This window comes from Neobacillus rhizophilus (assembly GCF_018343535.1).
In the GTDB taxonomy this organism is placed as follows: Bacteria; Bacillota; Bacilli; order Bacillales; family Cytobacillaceae; genus Neobacillus; species Neobacillus rhizophilus.
Genome location: NZ_JAGYPF010000004.1, coordinates 767,549 through 787,731, shown reverse-complemented (window position 1 = coordinate 787,731; position 20,183 = coordinate 767,549). Strand labels below are relative to the sequence as shown.

The window sequence follows — 20,183 nt, the reverse complement described above, 5'->3', positions numbered from 1 at the left end:
GCACCCTAACGCTTTAAAATACCAGCGGTTCGATCTCATAGAGGAAAAAACCACTATATATAACGAAAACAGCATTAAAAAAAGCCTAACAAAAAAGAAAGCTCAGAAAAATCTCAGTTATTTCAAACTACAACATTTAAAAGATTCTTGTTTTAAGCTTTTAATAAATACGTTTCAAGCACCTGAGGCCTTACATTTTTTATCATGTAATTACATCGCAATTGGAGATTAGCAGATAATCATGTAGTTTTATTCTTCTTCCATACATAATACTGAGACATCATTCCAGCCATAAGCAACATCATCTACTATGCTGCCTCCAAACTTACTTTTCCTATGAAGATATGCCTTACCTCCCAAACGTTCATAAAAACCAAGACCAGATTTATTTCGTCACATTACCCATACCAATATAGAAGGAATGCCCTTTTCTTTAAAATGCTTAGCAATAGCTGAAACCAGTTGTTTTCCTATTCCTAATCCCCTACATTCCTGCAACAGATAAAGTGAGTATAATTCTCCTTCAAAATTTTCGTCATCAATACTTTTACCAGCTGCAAAACCAATAATTTTTCCTGCATCATTAATTGCAATATAGATAAAGGGTTCATTTTCATTATTTAAAAAGTGAAGCCACCTTTGTTCTGCTTCTTCGTACGATAATCTGTCCAAATAATCGTCTGGTACTAAACCGTGATAAGTAGTTCTCCAACCATCAACATAAACTCTTGCTACGGCTTTTATATCTTCTTTATTTGCTTTTTTAATCTTCAAACTATCACCTCTAATAGTACGAATTGAGATTATTATAACATTCTTATTGAGCTGTTCTGCTTCGATCGTTCAATATCTAACGTTTCCATTTTACAATAAGGTGGCTGTCCGTTTTAACTCCACAATCATATAGAACAACCAAAACTCCCCTCTAATTATGAAGGGAGTTACACAGAAACGATAAACTATTTTAATTACATAAACAAAGTAGATTGGGTGATAATGAAGGATAGAAATTAACTTTAGTAAGAAAAGGAGTTCATGATGACTGGACAAAAACCAAATTTTCGTAAAGAACCGATTAAACCGTCACACGAAAATGAACCCGCTTTTAATGTTTTTCTTGATGAGAAATTAGTTGCTGAGATACGCGGGCGTGACCCTCAACATCAAACAGTGATCCCGATGAGGGAATTAAGCGATTATGAAGAGGATAAACTTCATGAATTTATTGCTGCAATGTATTCCGACGACGAATATTAATCCACAAGCTACTTAGGCATGAGTTCGATATTGAACCGGACTCATGCCTTTCATTTGCCTTAAGTTACTTGTAATAATAGTATCTATACTTTTTTAATTCCACTTTAAAAAGCGCTTCCCCGCTCTCCTTTGACTAATAAAAAATTACGCTTCGGGGATATCTTTTGCATTTCAGATAAATTCAGGAAAACAATAGTGTGATAAAATAGGAGTAAAACCTGCTACCGGAGGATTCTATGATTTGGATTTTGGTTCTAGTCTTTTTGTTTGCTTTTTTGATGGGCGTTTTTCAGGTTCCCATTTGGATCATGTTTGGCGTATTAGCTGTTGCGGTTGTTTTTATCCTTTTACGAAACCCGCTTATATTTGGAAAAGATGCCGAAAAGATGATGGTGTACTTAAAAAAATCCAAATCTCCACATTTGCATTTCCTATACCATTATCTCCACGGGAACCTACCAGCTGCCGAACAAGCCATGGGGAAAATCCGTTCCAAAAAATTAAAACAAAACTCCGAATTGATGCTCTTAATGGAGCATAAACAATACGAAAAAGCAAAAGAGCTTCTTTCGAAAATGGCTAGACATAAAACAAAGTGGTACACTTTGGCGGATATCGCTATTAATGAAGGTGACAATGCGTCATTCAAACAATATAAAGATAAGATTGCAGACACCTTTTTCATAAAGATATTGGAAGTCGATCAAGCCGTTTATGATGGGAAAAAGGAAGAGGCGGTTGCGCTGCTAGATAAAATGCTTCCTAACCTTAGAGGTTATAAATTACTAACCGCCTTTCAGTATCGAAAGCAAATACTTAAAGGAAGAGTCTGAACGAATTTACCAAATACGGAATGCCCGAAAGCTTATGTTTTCGGGCTTTTATTTATGTAATATACTAAACCCCTTTTTTGCCATCACTTTCACTGTACAGTATGTGACAATTGAATGCGCAGCCCTCTCGCGCCTGCTTTGAAAAAGCCACCTATTTTTCAGGTGACTTTAGAGATGTTTTTTTAACTTACAGTCACAATAAATAATATCGACACTTTTGGAGAATACTTTAAGAAGTTTTAATTTAAATGCGATCTGTAAAAGGAGCGGAAATAATGGAAAATATAGCTGATAATGTACATATAGGTGAATTAATAGCTGTTTCCAAGGTTTTTCTATTAAATCCTTATCAAATGGTAACATTACTAGAAAATGGTGAAATGGAAGTATTCGAAAATAAGGAAGCTTTTTTTGAAAAATACGGGAATAAGGAAACCTATGACGAATTATCAGATTGGTGTGAGTTAAATAATGGAAAAATCTTTACTAAAACAAAATAAGAAGAAAACCTCGCAAGGCTATCTCCCCAAACATCAGATTTGAGCAACGAATGCCTTGCCATCGTTTTTTTGTGTACATGGAAGGTTCTTGTCACCAAGGGGCTGTCCTTTTGAAACAGGCTCTTTCTGTTTTGTTATTTTTCCTGTGAATTAAAATGCCTTCACTTAGTTTATTTTCAAAGAATTTTTAAAGCTCTATATCGATTTCTATATAGGTTCAATACCTTCACATTTATCACCTCAACTATTTTAACTATTTCTTGTTCAATTAAACTCAGTTCAACAAAAAAGGACCACCTGCATGTGATCCCGTATACGTTAGTGTTATTCATTATTCTTTAGTTCAATCAACGCTCGTGCACGTTCCCTTAGAGTCACTAGCTCGGTTTGGACAGTATGTATTCTCCTAATCTTTTGTTCAATGATCTCGAGTTCGCCATCGAGGATTTTAATGATTTCAGTCAATTTTGCTTTTTGTTCTTGTGGATCAGATACCTTTTTGTATTCTTCTTTTTGACTTTCTAACATTTCCGTGAGTGATAGAAATTCCTGTAGTTCTTGTAAAGTAAACCCTAGTACCTCTTTGGCAGCCGAAATTCGCTTTAAGAACTTAACATGCTTCTGTTTATAAAGCCTTGTTCCTCCCCCGCTGCGTTCTGGGGAAGGTAAAATACCCAACTCTTCATAATACCTAATAGTCCGTTTACTCAAACCAGTCTGATTTGCTACCTCATCAATTTTCAGTAACTCATCCATCAAAAACTGACCTCCTGATATGTTAAACAATATTATAAATAAATTTTACGTTTACGTCCAATATCAATTTAACTTAATTTTCCAAATTTCACAGTTAATTAAAATGTGTAACCCCGTGAATATTTATTTTTGAAAGACATATATATTTTAATGACATTGACGTCAACGTCAAATATTAATGGAGGTGTTGATTGTGTGGCAACTTTGGCTTACCGGTTTGATTGGTATCTGGCTCATCATATCTCCTTGGGTGTACGGTTTCTCCAGTGATGCAGGGGCAATGTGGAATAGTGTCATTTTTGGAATCATCGTCTTCATTCTTGCTATTTGGGTAGGTACGGGTCAGAAAAACAATAAATCCTAGTGGAAGTCTAATCGGACAACAACAGCGGGGAATAACCGGAATTCCCCTGCTGTTGTGTAAAAATATTTATAGAGGATACTTTGATATAGATTAGTTAATTAATATGTTGAAAATATTTCAATTGTTCAGAGGAGCGGGCGTTATGGACTTCACTATCCGCAAGATATGTACAAAGATCATTACAGGTGCACAAAGTGATGTCGAGGAACAGGCCAATGATTTTTTGAGTAAACTCGACCTATTGAATTACGTGGATGTTAAAGTGGCAAATTCGGACAATGGAACAATTTCCGTAGTAATAGTATACAAGGAAGTGCGAAAACTTAATCATACTTAGTTCTAACTGAATCACTGAAGGGCCGATATATGATTGTACCGGTGGCTGCAAAAGAAAAGGAGTAAATTCTTAGGAGCAAAATTAAAAACAGCCGTTTATATATATGAAAGATAAAAAAATATTAAATTTGATATGTTGTGGGTTAAGTAGTTCCTAGCGTTTAATTTCTCTAGGTTAGCTTTCATATAAGAGGGTGTCGCCTGGAATTAATAATACGCTATTTGCAAGATAAATATATAGCCGACATCATGGTTAAAGCCAACTCCTATATTATGGGAAGTTGGCTTTAATTCCTTTTGTGACGATATACAAATTAAGCTTTCCCCCTTTCCGAGCAAAAGCAAATTTTACTCCTAATCCTGAGAGCGGATTTCTTCCAGTCTTTCAATTTGTGAGGCACAAGAACCGTCCCCATGCCTCACCACAAATTGGTAAAAATTATCATTTTATGTTATATTAAATTAATGTAACATTACAACTATTCGAATCTTCTTCATTGTTATTAGTTATAGACGGGTTAACTTGAAATGAGGGGATATTCTTATATGCAACGGATTAAATTAATGGTATTTCATTTTTTAAAACAACCTTTATGGTTTAAGATGTTAATCAGTATAACTTTTCTCATCTCTGTTGTTTTTAGCAGTTCTTTCTTTTCTGATAATCACTATTTTCAAAGTCTTTCAAAATTATCTGCCAGTATCTTCTTTTTTGCTTTTGGAATAAATATGAAAAGTAATACAAAAATTTCTATCCTTTTCTTCAGTTTGGCTATAGTTTGTATATTTTTAAGTGTCATCTCAATAATTTAATTAATTTAGGTCCTTTACGCTTACTAAAATCTGTATCTAGTTTTATTCATTTTTCCATCCTTTCTCTTGGTACAAACTTCATCTTCATATACAACCCGAACAATTAAAATTAAAAAATGATATATAAATTCACACAATTCTTGTAATGGAGAGAAAAATTATGCTTAAGACCCAGAATATTTATATAAGATTACTAACATTAAATGACTCTAATGATGTTCTTCAGTTTGAAATAGATAATCAAGAATTTTTTCAAACCTATACAATGAAACGCCCTTCTGATTATTTCACATTGGAGTTTCAAACAGACCTAATGAATCAAAAAATAGAAAAGGCAAACAAAGATACTGAATACAATTTTGGGATTTTTACAACTGATAACCATGAACTTATCGGAACGATTGGACTCTATCGCATTTTACTTGATCCTTTACAGAGTGCCATTATCGGTTACAGTTTAAGCAAGAATCATAATGGTAAAGGTTATGCCACAGAAGCCGTAAGACTTGTATTAGACTATGCATTTACAACCCTTAAATTACATAGAATTGAAGCTGGTGTTATGCCGAATAATATTGGTTCAATTAGAGTGTTAGAAAAGGCGGGTTTTGAAAAAGAAGGCATTTCTAAGAGCAATGTTAAAATAAATGGTAAATGGGAAGACCATCAGGTTTTAGCCATCATAAATCCTCAAGAATAGAAATTAATCCACTCCTATCTAATAAGGAGTGGATTTCCTTTTCAGCTATAAAATAATATATTTTATAAAAGCACAAACCATCTTAGTGAACTCTCCCGTTCGCGCTGTAAGTATTTGTTTTAATAATGTTTTAAAAATCCTCTTGAGTTAAGTCTGTATTAACTCCAATTGCGGCTCTACTGCCCTCGGCCGCGGCAATAATCACTTGTGAGGGAGCAATAACGGAGGCATCACCTGCAGCATAAACACCTTCTATATTAGTCCTGCCGAACTCATCTGTTATAATTCCACCAAGCTGGTTTAGTTCGCATCCTAAAGATTTTCCAAAAGGTGAAGCCTGAATCCATTCGGGTGTTACAAATCCACCATCCCTCTTTTCTATCTTATCATCCTCAAAAATGACAGCTTCTAGAATTCCATTTTCACCAACAAGTGTTTTGATTTTTTGTTCAAATACCTTTATTCCTTTTCTTTGCAGCACCTCTTTTTGCTCGGAAGTTAAAACCTTGTGTCCATTGGTACAAACGATTAAGTCTTTGCTCCAATTATAAACAATTTTAACCATATGGTAAGCAGATGGGAATTCTGATATGACTATAAGCGGACGGTCTTTCAACTCCCATCCATCGCAATAGGGACAATTAAAAAGACTTTTTCCGTAATAATCCATTACGTTTTTCACGGACGGATGGATTTCCTTTAGACCAGTCGCTAAAATAACTTTCTTTGCTAGAATACATTCCCCTGCTTTTGTTACAAGTTCAAATAGAATTCCCTTTTTTTTAATGTCAGTAATTTTTTCATTTCTGATCACTACAGAAGGATATTTAGCTATGTCTTGGTGAGCAATTTCTCTAAATTCCGTAGGTTCAATTCCATCTCTGGTTATAAAGCCATGCGACTCACGGGTGACAGCGTTTCTTGGAGAATTATGATCAAATAAAACCACATTCCTTCTTGCCCTGCCTAATACAAGTGCAGCATTTAAACCTGCTGGTCCCCCTCCTACAATTACACAATCAAACATAATATGCACTCCTTTAATTAAGTGGAAGTTTGATTATTGTCTACCCTTATCATCTACTCTTACATTGTATTCACCTTGAAGATGTTAAAAACCGCACTCTTTTTGTGGAATACCGCAGAATTTCGTGGACCCTCCGCTGCGTAGTTGCACAAAGCAAGGGGAAAACGTACTTGTTTGAACCATTGAGTTTAGTTTGTAGTTAAAAAGTAATTGACATTACTTGTCACCAAAGTGAAAAGGCTAGAATCCTTGATGTAACAAGAATTCTAGCCTAAATTAGGTTATTTCATTTCTTCACAATCTTACCTTTACATTGCAGTTATTCCGCCATCAACGATAAATTCAGCACCAGTTGAGTAGCTTGATTCATCAGAAGCTAAATAAAGAACAAGGTTGGTTACTTCTTCCGGCTGTGCAACTCGTTTTAAAGGAATATGTTTTGCGAATTCCTCTACCGCTGCTTTTGTATCTTCCTGCACGACCATCGGAGTTGCAATTACACCTGGATGTACAGAATTTACGCGGATGCCATAGTGGGAACATTCCATCGCAGCTGCTTTTGTTATGCCGCGGACGGCGAATTTTGTATCTGTATAGCCGACAGCACCGCCAACAATACCATTGATGGAAGATATATTAACAATAGAGCCGCCGCCAGCTTTTTGCATGGATGGAATAACTGTTTTCATTCCTAAGAATACAGATACTTGGTTAATATCCACGATGCGGCGGTATTCTTCTTCTGTCGTTTCTAGGATAGATTTTGCCATTGTAATACCAGCGTTGTTTACTAAAATATTGACAGGTCCAAATTTTTCTTCAGCCTTACCAACAACATTGGCCCAATCTACAGCACTCGTAACATTTTGCTTTATAAACAGAGAGTTTTCACCTAATTCACTTGCTAACGCGCTACCCTTTTCTTCACTTAGATCGGTTAATACAACTTTTGCTCCTTCTTCAACAAAGCGTCTAGCGTGAGCTGCCCCCATACCTTGGGCAGCACCAGTGATAATTGCAACTTTTCCTTCTAAACGAGCCATTAATAATTCTCCCTCCATTACTACAACAATTTTTTGTTTTCATTTATATTTGTAAAGTGCATAATACTTCAGGTATTCAGATAGTCCGGAAAATAATTGTTAAGAGACTAGTATGTCAACTTTTTATTAACAGAAATATTAGCTAATAATTTTTTCTGAATTTCAATGTAATTTGTAAGTTCTTCCTCAGAAAGAATACTAAATAATTCCTTATGAATTTTTTCACCGATAGATTCAGCCTCTTTTATAGCTTCCATACCTTTATCTGTGATTCTGAGATAGACCGTCCTTCGATCACCTATATCATAATTTCTTTCTATCAAATCAAGCTTAACCAGTTTTTCAGCCATATTCGTGATAGTACTTTTCGAATATCCTAATGCTTCTGTTAAATCAATTTGTTTTAAAGGTCCCCTAGCTTCTATCTCAGCTAAAACAACAATTGTTGATATACCAATGGGATAAGAAAATTCATTTGTAAATCGAACAATATTTTCATTGGTTATCTGTTGAATCATATGTGTAAGATCGAAAATATTATTATAACTGTCCATTTAAAACCCCTTCTAGCTAAAGTATTTGGATCACCCCCCCATCTAACCATGAAAGTTTGATCTGTATTATATTTTGAATCTGGAAGCTAAGGATACATAAACATTAAAATGTTTACTCATGAACATTATAAATTCAAAATGTTTATATGTAAACTAAATTTTATCGTAACGTTGCAACTTTGTGGCGGGTGGGAAGTTGATGATCTCAGAAAAATATTAATAAAGCTTCCTCAACTACCCCAAGTACCATCTTTCTGCCCGTGAGTGCAAGAAAAGTGCCGCGCCGGTAAAAATAAACCGGTCTATTCTGCCCGAGACCATAAGAAAAATGCCGCACCGGTAAAATAAACCGGTCTATTCTGCCCGTGAGCATCAAAAAAATGCAGCACCGGTAAAAATAAACCGGTCTATTCTGCCCGTGAGCACAAGAAAAGTGCCGCACTGGTAAAAATAAGCGGTCTATTCTGCCCGTGAGCACAAGAAAAGTGCTGCGCCGGTAAAAATAAACCGGTCTATTCTGCCCGCGACCACAAGAAAAGTTCCGCACCGGTAAAAATAAACTGGTCTATTCTGCCCGCGACCACAAGAAAAGCGTCGTACCGGTAAAAATAAACGGTCTATTCTGCCTGTGAGCACAAGAAAAATGCCGCACCGGTAAAAATAAACCGGTCTATTCTGTCCGTGAGCACAAGAAAAGTCCCGCGCCGGTAAAAATATGCCACTTAGGTTGCCCGTGTAGGCTAAAAAAATAGCACTCCAGCTCCTTAGAATGATGTATTTTTCAGTGGTCTCGAACCGTTCCAGTCTGTTTACCAGCTAGATTACAGCTTTGTTAGCTCGTGTTCCACAAAGATTTGTCCGGCTGGTCAAGTATATTCAATTTGATTAATTCCTATTCAAATGATAGATGAGTTGCACAACACCAGAGGAGAACGTTCTTGTATTTACCAGTTTTAAATTCAACCTCTGCTTTATATCAATAAACAACGGTTTTCCTTCTCCTAAAATAACAGGGTGAACCGATAATCTAAATTCATCAACAAGCCCTAAATTAATAAACGTTGTAATAAGACTTGCGCCGCCATATAACCAGATGTCTTTGCCAGGCTTATTCTTTAATTTAATGACTTCTTCCAAAATTTCATCGTTGATGTATATGGCTTTATTACCGGTTCCTTTTTGCGTTCTGGAAAACACGTATTTCTCTTTGCTATGAACTAATTTCCATATTTCTTTATCGGTATCAGAATCTTCGATACCTGGAGTAAATTGTCCCCACAAATCGTAGCATTTTCTTCCATACAGAATCGTATCAATTTGATGTAAGAAATCATTAAACCCCATTTCAGGATCCATGATGCACCAATCAATTTCCCCATTTTTTCCTTCAATAAACCCATCTAACGTAACAGCTAAATCTAAAATTATTTTTCTTGGTCTTACGTTATTAGACATACCTCTTCCTCCCTTTAATTATTTAAATATTGTTTCTACATTTAACGTTTTTTATTTTTCACTAATGGGAGCATTTATTTCTAATTAAAGTTACTTCCTTATTAAACTGAACCGTTATTTAGTTAATATTCTTTATTATCCAGTCTATTCCTTCTTCTGGTCGAGTCGAGCATTAAGAAAGTCAATTTGTTATGCGTTGTCTGCGAAGAAAATCGACCCAGTCCAGATCATTTAATTCTTTGTAATGATAGTCATGAAAACTTAAAACAACGATGACAAGCATTGCTGCATAGAGATAAAAAAAGCAAAAAATCAACTTTTAATTGAAGGAGGTTTTTATAATGGGTATTTTAGCGAAAATCAACTGTAAATTAAAAGGTCATGTTTATGAAGAAACAAATCAGAGACCCGATGGATTCGGATATATTGCCACTTGGTTTGTATGTAACCGATGTGGTGATGAAAAAGTAGTCACCGAGCGCGAAGATGAAGTTTAAGGCTAGTCATCAACTGAATGTGCCTACGGATCCATTTTTAGAAATTTGTTAAAAGAAAACGTTTTGAATAACTGAGGAGGATTTGGGGATGTCCCAATCCTTCCTCTGTTCCTTTAAATCAAAAAATAATAGGAGCTGCCGATTGCAACTTCTATTTCCTCTAAAGCACATGTCTGATTAGTAAATTAGTTTCACAATCTGAGAGCCACATTAATTACATATTACGTATTTATCAATTATTTTTCATTCTTTTCTATACCACATAAATTTACCGTTATGTTTCGAAAATTATATTGAGAGTAGTTTTAATCTCGATTGCATACTCTTTTTTAATAAATCTGTTTTAATTGGAGTGGTAAATATGAAAAAAAACGAGTCTGATCTTCCTAAAGAATGGATTGAGTTAGTAAAAGAAGCAATGAAATCTAATATTACTAAAGACGATTTTAAGATTTTTTTAGAAAAAGAAAAAGAGAAAAGAAAAAAACATAAATTGTAGAGTTTATAGTTAACGTACATAGATAAAAAAAGCCTATACATAAAGATTTATTTTAAATCTTTATATGTATTGGTTTTTTATTTAACTCAGTGTTATTACATAAATACAACCTTAGATCAAGAAAAAGAGCCGCCACAGCAACTCTTAACTAAGCAAAACAGCCAGTTAGATAAACTGGCTGTCAGACTGTCATATAAGGTAATTGCTACTTTAGCCGTTATAATAAAATAGCAGCGAAACAGAAGAATTAAGCAAACAATCTATAATAATATTAGCCAAAAAACACCTTTACACTACCTTCTTTTCGTGCTGCTACCAAACAATTTAGAATGAAATTCTGGATTTGTTTTTGATCCCAAGTTTCGGAATAACTTTCTGCCTGGGAATTATCATTACTGAAAAATTGATTGTAATCATTCAAGGCTTTTTCAATTTGTTTAATTGAAAAGGTAGAACTGTCGCCACATCCACTGACTCCTGCATAGAATTGATTTGCATCCAGTAAATCGTAGAGTATGATAGCATTATAATTTCCCATGCTAAAACGTGCATAGGCAATTTCTTCTCCTGCTTTATTGTATCCGGAAATATCGTGACCCATTAATGATCCTGCTCCTTTTTAAAAATAGCTTTGATTTGACCAGCAATGTTCCCTCTTCTTAAGTTTTTAAATGAATTTATGCGTTTAAGGATTTTATAGGAAGTTATAATAAGACGGCATGGAAGGTTAAGGTTGATGAAAGTGAAAGGGGAAAATTGCAGCTTTTAATAGACTAGTATACAAAAATGATAAATACTTATTATTTTCAATATAATTTCGACATTTTTCAGCCTCCCTTCCGGTAAAGTATATCATATCTCACTTTATAATAATTCTGACTCCTCATAAATTTTTCTACAATTATGTGAACTGCCATTTCACCGTGATCATTCAGGAGACTCTTTCTTTATTTTCATTAAAAAATGTAGAAAATTGCCCGCGCCACACGAACTTACTTCTGTCAATTGCAGTGCCGTTTAGAGTAGCAATTTTATTGAACTTTGCTGCTGAATCCCGCATCTAGGATCAAGAGGGTCCGCACTTATCGGTTATCGGTTGGGGGATCAGCTTAAGCACCCGAGCTGAAAAAATAGACGGAAAAATTTCGTTTATTTAGTGATTATTATTAAAAAAAGCTTAAATAGACGGACAGATTCCGTCTATTGACTCGAAAAATGCGAAAATGGGGGATTTTTCTTTGCATAATCGGAAATTCTTCCCTTATTTGCCCCGAAACGAGCTCCATTCTGCATCTAACCGGAAAATCTCCACTTATTTTACTAGAGTCTTAGAACATAATTAATTATGGAATCTCCGACAATTCATTAACAAAAATTGATGCACCTATGGATTAAGTAAGTTTATATTCACACTTGATTTTTAACTTGAATGATTATGAAGCCAACTACCCAGCCTTTGGGTTAGATGGCTTTTATCCTTAAAAGGCGAAAAATTAAACTTTCCACATTCACGCAGTACAAACAAATATTCATCCTTATCCGCAGAGCATAATCATTCCAGCCTGCCAATCATTGAGGCACGAGAACCGTCCCCATGCCTGTGCCTCCCTATTCAAAAACAGGCATAAAATGGCCACTTTAGAATTTCCGTTTCTGTGTTTCCTTACATATGATAATGTACCGATGACATCAAATGGAAAGGAGGAGTTCAGTTGAGTGATGAAACGAATGGGGAATCAAGTAAATCAGGGAAGTCACTGTGGAAACCGCTTTTGGCTGCACCTGCTTTATTTTTTCTTGCCCCATTAGGGATCGGTTTGTATCTAACTCATCCATTCCCGGCAAAAACGACAAAAAATCCAAGGGAATATGGTCTTGCATTTGAAGAGATTGAATTTTTCAGCCGAAAAGATCAAGTAAAACTGTCTGGCTGGTGGATTCCAGCAGTGTCAAAGAAAAGCAAAAAAACAGTCATTACGGCACACGGTTACATGAATGAACGTGCCATGGAAAAAATTGAAGGACTGCGGCTCGTTAAAGTTCTATCAGACCAAGGTTATAATGTACTAATGTTTGATTTTCGCAATGCAGGTAAATCGAAGGGAAAAACCACGGGGATCGGATATTTCGAAAGACACGATTTGTATTCAGCGATTGAGTATGCGATTCAGGAAAAACATCAGGAAAAGGTTGCTCTCCTTGGCTGGAGTATGGGAGCTGCTACAGCGCTTATTGCTGGATGCGAACACCCTGCTGTTTCCGTAATCATTGCCGACAGCCCCTTCTGTGATTTAGAACCCTTTCTAAAAGAAAACCTTTCGCATTGGACCAAGCTGCCAAAACGGCCATTCACACCGATTGTTTATCATTCCATGCGCAAGCTCCTTAAAATTGACCCCAAAGAAGTTTCACCAATTAATCACGTGAAAAACACAAAAGGAAAATCCTTCTTCATCATTCATAGTAAGACAGATAAAGCCATTCCTTTTGCCGAGAGCGAAAAATTATATCATTCGATCTCATCTGATAACCCAAAAGAATTGTGGCTAACAAAAGATTGCGAACACATTCATTCGTATCGTTTGCATAAAAATGAGTATACACGACGTGTAATTAGGTTCCTAAATAGGTACTTAAAGCTTGATTAAGCCCATTTCCTACCACTTTATATCAAAAAAAGAATAAATACTTCTTTTTCAGAATGATCCACTTGACAATCAACTAAGTCTTCAAGGAATTCAAAATCTTAATTAAAAAAAGTGCCCTATCACACCCCGAATTTTGTTGAATCATTCGACAATATTCGGGAGTTGACAGCGGCATTTTTTAATAGTCTGTAAACATTACATTCTATGGCTCAGTGGATGACTTTTTTTCAAAAAATCAAGGTGAGTTTTACTATATCGAGACGTTTGGCGAAAATGCGATTGGATTTATTTATTTTTTTGGTCTTAAAAAAAGTGATTGGTCAATCACCTCAGATAAATCTAATAATAGGTACTCTGTTTCCACAAGTTCATTTACCTCTTGTATCATTTCCTCTAATTCACGCACACCTTCTTTGGGGTGGTTTAACAAAATTGAGGTAAAGCGATTAAATGTGTTTCTCGGGACAATTTTCATAGCTTCTAAAGAATGTTTTTGCCATTTAAAAGCCGGATGATGTACATATAATCGATTTAAGCCAAAGAGTATTCCCATTAAATTTGTTTGCACAGAGACGATTACCTTATATAGCAGCAACCAATCTGACCGTCGAATAAGAAAAAGCCACCAATATGATAGCTCCGATCTTTAACTCTTGCACCTGAGTTTAAGTACAATTATTCACGAACTTTATTTGTAGGGCTGAAAGTCCATTGAGTTCATGATAGTTTTCTGCAATATCATATTGCTTTTTTCACGAACAATCACATTCCACTCGAACCAAAGAAATTAATATTATTAAAGATTATTTTAAAACCGTATCGAATTGCCATTATTAAAATTGTGGCTGAACAAGGGGCAGGTTGGGTTTAATCTGTCCTTTATTATTTATTCTTTCCATTACTCGATGAAATACCATTAGTAGGTGGCTAGTAGGAAGGTCGTTTAATGTAGATTATATGATTCGAATAGAGGTAGATTTTTTTATAACAAAAAAAAATATGAACTGTACTAAGTTATATGTAATGGTGACGACATAACGGAGAACATAAAAGAAATAGATATAAACAGGACGCAATAACAGCGTCCTTAATGTCAGGGGATTTTTTCACTATATAGACTATGATTATATTATACTGGATTGAACAAACGTTTATTTCGTGTTTTATTTTATTTTCCGTTTAGTTTAAATGAGGCGTGTTTGAGTTTTTTCCCAAAAAACGTAATGTAATAAACGACAGAAAGTTTTCGATTTAATGTTTATTTTTATCAGCTAAATATTTTGCATACAGAATCGTATTTTTAGCTACATCTAATTCAACATTATATATATTAGGTGGACCGGGTCTCCAATTTACTTCAAAAAGCCATAGTTTTTGGTTTTCATCAATTCCGACGTCAATTCCCAATTCATCCAATTCATTGCCATATAAAGAATCAAAATGATTTGAAAACCTTATTGCAAACTGTTCAAGATATCTTTGAATATCATACCATGAGTCACCAAACTCTGTTTTTAAAAAAATATCCAGGTAAGTACTATAACCACCACTACCCATATTAGAAGTTATGGTCCCCAACCTCCCAATCCTTGGATAAATAGATGTAATAACCCATTTTCCTTCTCCATTTTTTTGTACATGCAATCGGAAATCAAAAACATGGCCGGATTTTGTTTGACTTGTAATAAACTGTTGGATCAAGTAATCTTTTTCTTGTATTTTATGGGATATCCAGTCTAACAATTGTTTTTCATTAAGAGATGATTGCACTTCTGCAGCATTCATTTTGTATTGATGGGATCCATATTTTTCAATTAAAACAACGCCACCACCTTGATGGCCTGACAACGGCTTGATAATAACTTTTTTATAGTGGTTGATCATGTTTAAAAATATTTGAACGTCAGTTAATTTATAAAAAGGTATTAGATATTCGCTATATTTTTTTGCTTTATTTATTCTGTTATATACCGATAATTTGTCCCCAATCGAATGACTTGTGAACGGAATCCTATCGAATAAATAATCAATGATTTGTTCGGCTTTATCACTGACAGGATAACTTGCATTATAAATCACATCAGGAAAAGGAAATTCACTTTCAATCCACTGTCCATTTTCATACACTTTCCCCACTATTTTGTGCTGTTTTATATTTACCCTTCCTGGGGTAAAGTAAAAAAAGTCGACACCTTCAGCTTTTGCTGCGGCGGCATACGCATATGCTTTCTTTACTTTATTTGGATCTGCACGATGATGAAGCATGCCAATCAGCGTCATGATCTATCACTCCATATTATTAAATTGGGGCAAGGTAGAAACGGATCTCACTTGCTGCATTCCTGGCAATTCTTTTCGCTTCTTCTTTAACATCTGAGGATGCCAAAATGTATCCGCAACGATCTCCCATTGATAAAGGCGGGCGTACTATCTGTCCTTGTTGGGGTTTTATATGCACCTCTTCTACACCGGGATATTGAGAGATGCGATTTTTCCCTGTTACCTTGATTAATTTTCCTCTAGAATCAACAGTTAAATAATGTGCGTATACATACTTACTGCGTTTTTTAGTAAGGGAAGGCTCATTTCCTAACATTAATTGAATGGTTTCCTCTACTAAATTAATTCCAAATCCGACTTCAATGATTCGATTCATGGCTCCACCTGAGATTCTTGGGTTTATTTCAATTAATTTCCACGCCCCATTTACAAAGCGCATTTCTAAGTGACAAGCACCATTTTTCATTTGAAAAGCCTTTACGATGGAACTTACTGTTTCAAGGATACTATAGTATAAACGTTGATTGATATCTGGTAGTAAACAATATCCGGTTACGATAAATCGTTGTAAAAAAGTAATTTGTTGTTCGATTATCGCGACAATATGAACTTTTCCATTGTGTACTAAAACTTCAATTAAATATTGGGGTCCTGTTAGATACTCCTCCAGCAAAATCTGTTCACTTTTTTTTAGTAATTTTTGTATTGCCAGTTTCAACTGATTCTCGCTTTTTGCTAACAGAACATCTTTTGAGCCGGCAGATAAGGGAGCCTTTACAATAAGAGGTAAATATCTCTTTTGTTTCTGGATAAATTTCTCTAAGGATTCATCTGCTGTATAAATTGCATAATGAGGAGACATAGGGAGTCCTTTGAGAAGCTCACGAGTTAAAACTTTATTTTCCATTTTTAGAATTGGATCAGCAGAAACAACATTGTGACAAAATTCTTCTGATAAGGCTGCTGCTACATGAACAAAAGAATCTACAAAACTCAAAATGCCTTTTATTTGTTTACCTTGTTTTTGCAGTTTGACGAGGTTTTTTTTTAATTTATCGTAATCGGATAATTCCACTAAAATCATTTGATGGACATCGGGAAATTCAGTTCTTTGATAAATGAAATTTTTTCTATTGGTTAATAACACCGTAAAATAGCCGAGTCGTTCTGCAGCTTTTATTGCTTCTCTACTTGATCCCGATTTGTTTGTTTCAATAAATACAATGGTTCGCATAAGCTTTGTCATCCTATCTTTGATGGTTTTTATGTAAGGTTTAGCTTTAACGTCTTTGTTTAAGTGAAAAAACACAGCTTACCTTTTTAATATATTGTCTTAAGACATGAATGGTCTGGACAATTGTCATAATTCTTAAGATGTAAATTAATAAATTTGTAAAAATGAAAAGAGCGTCTGCAATATAAGCAAAACGCTCTTCAAAAGTATTATAAATGGAAGGGTGTTGTTGGTTCGACGGCTTCCAATTTACCTTCTTAAATATTCGATGACACCCTTGAAGTCTGAGTCATTCCCGCCCGTTTTGAAATAAACAATGTCATTTGGGATTAAAAATGAATCAAAAAACCTCTTCATTTCATCTCCATCCGAAAAATGATAAACATTATGCGGATTTATACCTGCCTCTATAGCTGGCTTTGCAAAATCTTTTGCAATGGATCCTTTTGTGATGAGAACATCGACCCCCAAATCACCGAGTAGATATCCTGCCTTTTCGTATTCTTCATCTGCATATTTTCCCAGAGATGCCATTCTTCCCAAAACAGCAATTTTTCTTTGGGATGGAAATGCTATATGGCTTAATGTTTCTAAGCCTTTTCTTAAGGAAGCAGGATTTGACTTCCAAGTATCATCCACCAACGTAATTCGATTTCGTCCTTCAATTATTTGAAAATGGGATCCCATATGATGATAAGTGGATAATCTCTTTAAAGCATAGTGAAGATCCACTCCTAAGATTGCAGCGGCTGCTAATGAAGCGGCAGCATTATATACATTATGCTCACCAAGACCCGGTATATATCCTTTATACTCATTTTGCCTTAATTCAATCCAAAAAGTCATACCGGATGAATGATATTGAATCCCCTTTATCCTAAAAGTGGCATCTTTGTTTTTTCCGAACGTTATAATTTCTCCTTTAAACTTAGAAGTATCGAGGGAGGAGAGGTAGGGGTCGTCCCTATTTAGAATGAGAGTTCCCTGATTATTCATGCCTGTCATTATTTTTGCCTTTTCTAAGAGATAATCATCGAATGATCGAATTTCATCCGTATGATCCACATCAATCATGGTCATAATCCCAATTGTCGGGTAAAAATAATTACAGGATTCCATCATATCCCCTTTTGTAGATACAGCTGTTTCAAATACAGCCACATCCGTATTTTCATCAATTCCCATTAAATAAGGAAGGTTGTAATATTCGGCATTTTTGCTGGATATGGTTGCCTGGACATTGTGTGTTTCTTCCAAAATGTGTTTTAGCATTTCTTTCGTAGTAGACTTTCCACATGTACCAGTAATGGCGACTACAGGAATGTTAAACAGATGCCTGTAATACGAAGTGAATTTAAAGAAACTGTATTTAACATCCTTTACCATAATGATTTGCTCAAGATTTAATCTTTCTATATCAGAAAATGGTGTATCTGTAACGATGAATACATTCTTATACCTCTTTATCTTTTCAACAGGTACTTCTTCTTTGTTGTTCCTACGAAAAAATAACGTATGACTCCTAATTTCAGATCTGTCATCAGTGACCGTCTGGATCCGTATACCTTTTTGCTTTTTTTTAGGCTGAATGTTCATTGCAGTTAAAATGTTCTCCAATAATAATGTCTTCAAAATGTCCCTCCTAATTTCTTTTTAGAAAATAAAGCATCTCCCCTAATATTACTTTTTTTATATAGGTAGCAGTGGCGAATCCCTTTGATTTCAAAAGCTAATGTATTATATGACATGTCCCCTATTGCAGGTGTGTGATAAACTAAGTCCAAAAATTAAAGAAAACTTCTCCAGTTCAAATTCTAAAACTCATAAGTTTATGACGGTCTTGAGGGCCTCTTCGGAAACATATTCAGCACGGTTTATCATCTTAGTCTTTCCACCAAATCCATGAATTCCAATGTGATCTCGGTAGACGGCATGGAGTCATTCAAATTGCCTTCGGCATCCGAAAAGTAATCGGTGTAGACGATCTTCTCCGGATCGATAATCTCCTTATAAACCTCTTTGCCCCATGATTCCATACCAAAAAATTGACCCTGATTCTGATCGACACACTTCATACAGTAGTGACCAACGCCTCCCGGACGGAAATCGACTGTGCAGACCGGAATCTCCCAGCCCCTCGGCCCCCACCAGCGTATAAGATGCTCCGGCTCTTTAATCATCCTGAATACAAGATAGCGTGGCGCATCGAAAACGCGCTCCAGTACCAATACCCGATCGTTCTCTACTCTCGATAACAATGTGTTGTTTAACCTCGATATACAAACCCACATAAATCAACGATTATACATAAATAGCCAAAAGTAAGTGTTTCCTAGACTGTAGGTCGGAGGTTCGAATCCTCTCTGGGACGTCTAAAAACCTTGATAATTCAAGGTTTTAATTTTGGATTAAATTGGAGGTTTAGTTATTGCCGGAAATTTGCCGAAACGAAAGGAAGCCTTCAATGGATTGAGCCCGTTTATACGTTTCTTATAAGTATCATTCATAAATCTCAACCATCAACCTTAATTTAATAATAAAAAATTGCACCCAATAACCAGATAGCAAAATGCCATTAGCATGAACACTAATGGCATTTTTTACATTTTTATTTTATAACTACTTATTCTGCTTCACCAACAACTGTAAAGCGTTCGTTTATATGTTGTGGATTTTCAATTTCATCCAATACAGCAATAGCAAAGTCTGCATAGCTAATATAACTGTCACCTTTTGAATTAACCAATAGATGGTCTTTTCCAGACTGATATGAACCAGTTCTTTTTCCTTCTGAATCAAACATAGCGGAAGGACTAATGAATGTCCATGTAATATTAGATGTTTCCTGTAGTTCTTGAAGGTTGCGTCCTTGCCCTTTAGCAGTTGGTTTAAACATATTCAGGAAAAAGAGTTATTTACTGTGCATGACAATCCAAATCCTGAATGTCCCGTAGGCAGGAACATCCAAAATACAATTGAACCATTATTCACAGCAGCCCAGAAACAATGGCCATAAAGAGGTTGTTTGGAGATCATGCCTATCAAATACCAGTTACCGCCAATAAATCAATGCTTGGGCACATGCTTGGTGCTGCTGGCGGAGTAGAGGCCATTGCATTGGTGAAAAGCCTACAAGAAGGAATCGTACCTCCAACTATTAATATAGAAAATCAAGACCCTAATTGTAATTTAGATTATGTATCAGAGGGTGCAAGGAGTATGCCATTATCAATCGGTATATCCAATTCATTTGGCTTTGGAGGTCATAATTCATCCATAATATTGAAAAGATATGAAATATAATAAAATGTTTCATTTTTTTATTATTATATAATTAAGTATTGAATAAATTAAAAAAGACCAATCATGCGGTAACATGTCCGGTCC

Annotated in this window: 19 protein-coding genes and 4 pseudogenes; 10 read left to right on the top strand and 13 right to left on the bottom strand. The window is 35.3% G+C overall.

Annotated features, from left to right (window positions below; all coding sequences use genetic code 11):
• Positions 1-393: 393 nt before the first annotated feature.
• The gene (locus tag KHA99_RS22000) at positions 394-774 is read right to left on the bottom strand and encodes a GNAT family N-acetyltransferase (protein ID WP_249366814.1); all 381 of its coding nucleotides are present in this window, start codon (positions 772-774) and stop codon (positions 394-396) included.
• A gap of 264 nt (positions 775-1,038) precedes the next feature.
• On the opposite strand from KHA99_RS22000, the gene KHA99_RS21995 reads away from it, so the two are divergent.
• The 3 genes from KHA99_RS21995 (at position 1,039) to KHA99_RS21985 (ending at position 2,590) form a co-directional block, all read left to right on the top strand.
• On the top strand, positions 1,039-1,257 hold the full coding sequence (locus KHA99_RS21995; protein ID WP_213119603.1) for a hypothetical protein: 219 nt from the start codon (positions 1,039-1,041) through the stop codon (positions 1,255-1,257).
• Positions 1,258-1,493: 236 nt separating this feature from the next.
• Positions 1,494-2,090: a hypothetical protein gene (locus KHA99_RS21990; RefSeq protein ID WP_213119602.1), complete on the top strand. Its 597-nt coding sequence runs from the start codon at positions 1,494-1,496 to the stop codon at positions 2,088-2,090.
• Positions 2,091-2,365: 275 nt separating this feature from the next.
• Positions 2,366-2,590 carry a hypothetical protein gene (locus KHA99_RS21985; RefSeq protein ID WP_213119601.1) on the top strand — a complete coding sequence of 75 codons (225 nt, stop codon included), beginning with the start codon at positions 2,366-2,368 and terminating at the stop codon, positions 2,588-2,590.
• A gap of 324 nt (positions 2,591-2,914) precedes the next feature.
• Here KHA99_RS21985 and KHA99_RS21980 read toward each other — a convergent pair whose 3' ends face one another.
• Positions 2,915-3,346, bottom strand: coding sequence for a MerR family transcriptional regulator (locus tag KHA99_RS21980; protein WP_213119600.1), 432 nt, complete (start codon positions 3,344-3,346; stop codon positions 2,915-2,917).
• A gap of 193 nt (positions 3,347-3,539) precedes the next feature.
• Between KHA99_RS21980 and KHA99_RS21975 the strand changes: the two genes are divergently transcribed.
• Complete coding sequence (locus tag KHA99_RS21975) at positions 3,540-3,710, top strand: SPW repeat protein (protein WP_284035500.1); 171 nt, start codon at positions 3,540-3,542, stop codon at positions 3,708-3,710.
• A 1,309-nt stretch (positions 3,711-5,019) separates the two neighbouring features.
• Complete coding sequence (locus tag KHA99_RS21970; protein ID WP_213119598.1) at positions 5,020-5,559, top strand: GNAT family N-acetyltransferase; 540 nt, start codon at positions 5,020-5,022, stop codon at positions 5,557-5,559.
• A gap of 130 nt (positions 5,560-5,689) precedes the next feature.
• Here the strand turns inward: KHA99_RS21970 and KHA99_RS21965 are convergent, their stop codons facing one another.
• From KHA99_RS21965 to KHA99_RS21950, 4 genes are all read right to left on the bottom strand, one after another.
• Positions 5,690-6,589 (bottom strand): NAD(P)/FAD-dependent oxidoreductase, encoded by a 900-nt coding sequence (locus KHA99_RS21965; RefSeq protein ID WP_213119797.1) that lies wholly within the window; start codon positions 6,587-6,589, stop codon positions 5,690-5,692.
• Positions 6,590-6,894: 305 nt separating this feature from the next.
• Entirely contained in the window at positions 6,895-7,629 is a 735-nt protein-coding gene (locus KHA99_RS21960) for a glucose 1-dehydrogenase (protein ID WP_213119597.1), read from the bottom strand.
• Positions 7,630-7,736: 107 nt separating this feature from the next.
• Complete coding sequence (locus KHA99_RS21955) at positions 7,737-8,183, bottom strand: MarR family winged helix-turn-helix transcriptional regulator (protein WP_249366812.1); 447 nt, start codon at positions 8,181-8,183, stop codon at positions 7,737-7,739.
• A gap of 885 nt (positions 8,184-9,068) precedes the next feature.
• Positions 9,069-9,638 carry a dihydrofolate reductase family protein gene (locus KHA99_RS21950; protein WP_213119596.1) on the bottom strand — a complete coding sequence of 190 codons (570 nt, stop codon included), beginning with the start codon at positions 9,636-9,638 and terminating at the stop codon, positions 9,069-9,071.
• 341 nt (positions 9,639-9,979) lie between these two features.
• On the opposite strand from KHA99_RS21950, the gene KHA99_RS21945 reads away from it, so the two are divergent.
• Positions 9,980-10,135: a hypothetical protein gene (locus KHA99_RS21945; RefSeq protein ID WP_213119595.1), complete on the top strand. Its 156-nt coding sequence runs from the start codon at positions 9,980-9,982 to the stop codon at positions 10,133-10,135.
• A gap of 361 nt (positions 10,136-10,496) precedes the next feature.
• Positions 10,497-10,634 carry an anti-repressor SinI family protein gene (locus KHA99_RS21940; protein ID WP_213119594.1) on the top strand — a complete coding sequence of 46 codons (138 nt, stop codon included), beginning with the start codon at positions 10,497-10,499 and terminating at the stop codon, positions 10,632-10,634.
• Positions 10,635-10,905: 271 nt separating this feature from the next.
• Here KHA99_RS21940 and KHA99_RS21935 read toward each other — a convergent pair whose 3' ends face one another.
• Positions 10,906-11,235: a hypothetical protein gene (locus KHA99_RS21935; RefSeq protein ID WP_213119593.1), complete on the bottom strand. Its 330-nt coding sequence runs from the start codon at positions 11,233-11,235 to the stop codon at positions 10,906-10,908.
• Between the two features lie 1,111 nt (positions 11,236-12,346).
• On the opposite strand from KHA99_RS21935, the gene KHA99_RS21930 reads away from it, so the two are divergent.
• Positions 12,347-13,282 (top strand): alpha/beta hydrolase, encoded by a 936-nt coding sequence (locus KHA99_RS21930; protein ID WP_213119592.1) that lies wholly within the window; start codon positions 12,347-12,349, stop codon positions 13,280-13,282.
• Between the two features lie 289 nt (positions 13,283-13,571).
• On the opposite strand, the gene KHA99_RS21925 is transcribed toward KHA99_RS21930, so the two are convergent.
• The 6 genes and pseudogenes from KHA99_RS21925 to KHA99_RS21900 form a co-directional block, all read right to left on the bottom strand.
• A complete protein-coding gene (locus KHA99_RS21925; RefSeq protein ID WP_213119591.1) occupies positions 13,572-13,850 on the bottom strand; it encodes a hypothetical protein in 279 nt (92 codons plus the stop codon).
• A 683-nt stretch (positions 13,851-14,533) separates the two neighbouring features.
• Positions 14,534-15,562, bottom strand: a complete 1,029-nt coding sequence (locus KHA99_RS21920; protein WP_213119590.1) for a YheC/YheD family endospore coat-associated protein — start codon at positions 15,560-15,562, stop codon at positions 14,534-14,536.
• Between the two features lie 19 nt (positions 15,563-15,581).
• Positions 15,582-16,796 carry an ATP-grasp domain-containing protein gene (locus KHA99_RS21915; protein WP_213119589.1) on the bottom strand — a complete coding sequence of 405 codons (1,215 nt, stop codon included), beginning with the start codon at positions 16,794-16,796 and terminating at the stop codon, positions 15,582-15,584.
• 249 nt (positions 16,797-17,045) lie between these two features.
• Complete coding sequence (locus tag KHA99_RS21910; protein WP_213119588.1) at positions 17,046-18,428, bottom strand: Mur ligase family protein; 1,383 nt, start codon at positions 18,426-18,428, stop codon at positions 17,046-17,048.
• Between the two features lie 189 nt (positions 18,429-18,617).
• Positions 18,618-19,087 (bottom strand): annotated as a pseudogene (locus KHA99_RS21905) (SRPBCC domain-containing protein).
• Positions 19,088-19,419: 332 nt separating this feature from the next.
• Positions 19,420-19,701, bottom strand: a pseudogene (locus KHA99_RS21900) (NAD(P)-dependent oxidoreductase); the annotation flags it as partial.
• Between KHA99_RS21900 and KHA99_RS30985 the strand changes: the two are divergent.
• Positions 19,693-19,797, top strand: a pseudogene (locus KHA99_RS30985) (Rrf2 family transcriptional regulator); the annotation flags it as partial. The pseudogenes KHA99_RS21900 and KHA99_RS30985 overlap by 9 nt on opposite strands.
• Positions 19,797-20,099, top strand: a pseudogene (locus KHA99_RS21895) (beta-ketoacyl-[acyl-carrier-protein] synthase II); the annotation flags it as partial. The pseudogenes KHA99_RS30985 and KHA99_RS21895, both read left to right, overlap by 1 nt.
• Positions 20,100-20,183: the final 84 nt, after the last annotated feature.

Coding starts and splice junctions, on each gene's coding strand:
- KHA99_RS21995 (WP_213119603.1), top strand. CDS start 1,039: ATGACTGGACAAAAACCAAATTTTCGTAAAGAACCGATTAAACCGTCA.
- KHA99_RS21990 (WP_213119602.1), top strand. CDS start 1,494: ATGATTTGGATTTTGGTTCTAGTCTTTTTGTTTGCTTTTTTGATGGGC.
- KHA99_RS21985 (WP_213119601.1), top strand. CDS start 2,366: ATGGAAAATATAGCTGATAATGTACATATAGGTGAATTAATAGCTGTT.
- KHA99_RS21980 (WP_213119600.1), bottom strand. CDS start 3,346: ATGGATGAGTTACTGAAAATTGATGAGGTAGCAAATCAGACTGGTTTG.
- KHA99_RS21970 (WP_213119598.1), top strand. CDS start 5,020: ATGCTTAAGACCCAGAATATTTATATAAGATTACTAACATTAAATGAC.
- KHA99_RS21960 (WP_213119597.1), bottom strand. CDS start 7,629: ATGGCTCGTTTAGAAGGAAAAGTTGCAATTATCACTGGTGCTGCCCAA.
- KHA99_RS21955 (WP_249366812.1), bottom strand. CDS start 8,183: ATGGACAGTTATAATAATATTTTCGATCTTACACATATGATTCAACAG.
- KHA99_RS21950 (WP_213119596.1), bottom strand. CDS start 9,638: ATGTCTAATAACGTAAGACCAAGAAAAATAATTTTAGATTTAGCTGTT.
- KHA99_RS21945 (WP_213119595.1), top strand. CDS start 9,980: ATGGGTATTTTAGCGAAAATCAACTGTAAATTAAAAGGTCATGTTTAT.
- KHA99_RS21940 (WP_213119594.1), top strand. CDS start 10,497: ATGAAAAAAAACGAGTCTGATCTTCCTAAAGAATGGATTGAGTTAGTA.
- KHA99_RS21935 (WP_213119593.1), bottom strand. CDS start 11,235: ATGGGTCACGATATTTCCGGATACAATAAAGCAGGAGAAGAAATTGCC.
- KHA99_RS21920 (WP_213119590.1), bottom strand. CDS start 15,562: ATGACGCTGATTGGCATGCTTCATCATCGTGCAGATCCAAATAAAGTA.
- KHA99_RS21915 (WP_213119589.1), bottom strand. CDS start 16,796: ATGCGAACCATTGTATTTATTGAAACAAACAAATCGGGATCAAGTAGA.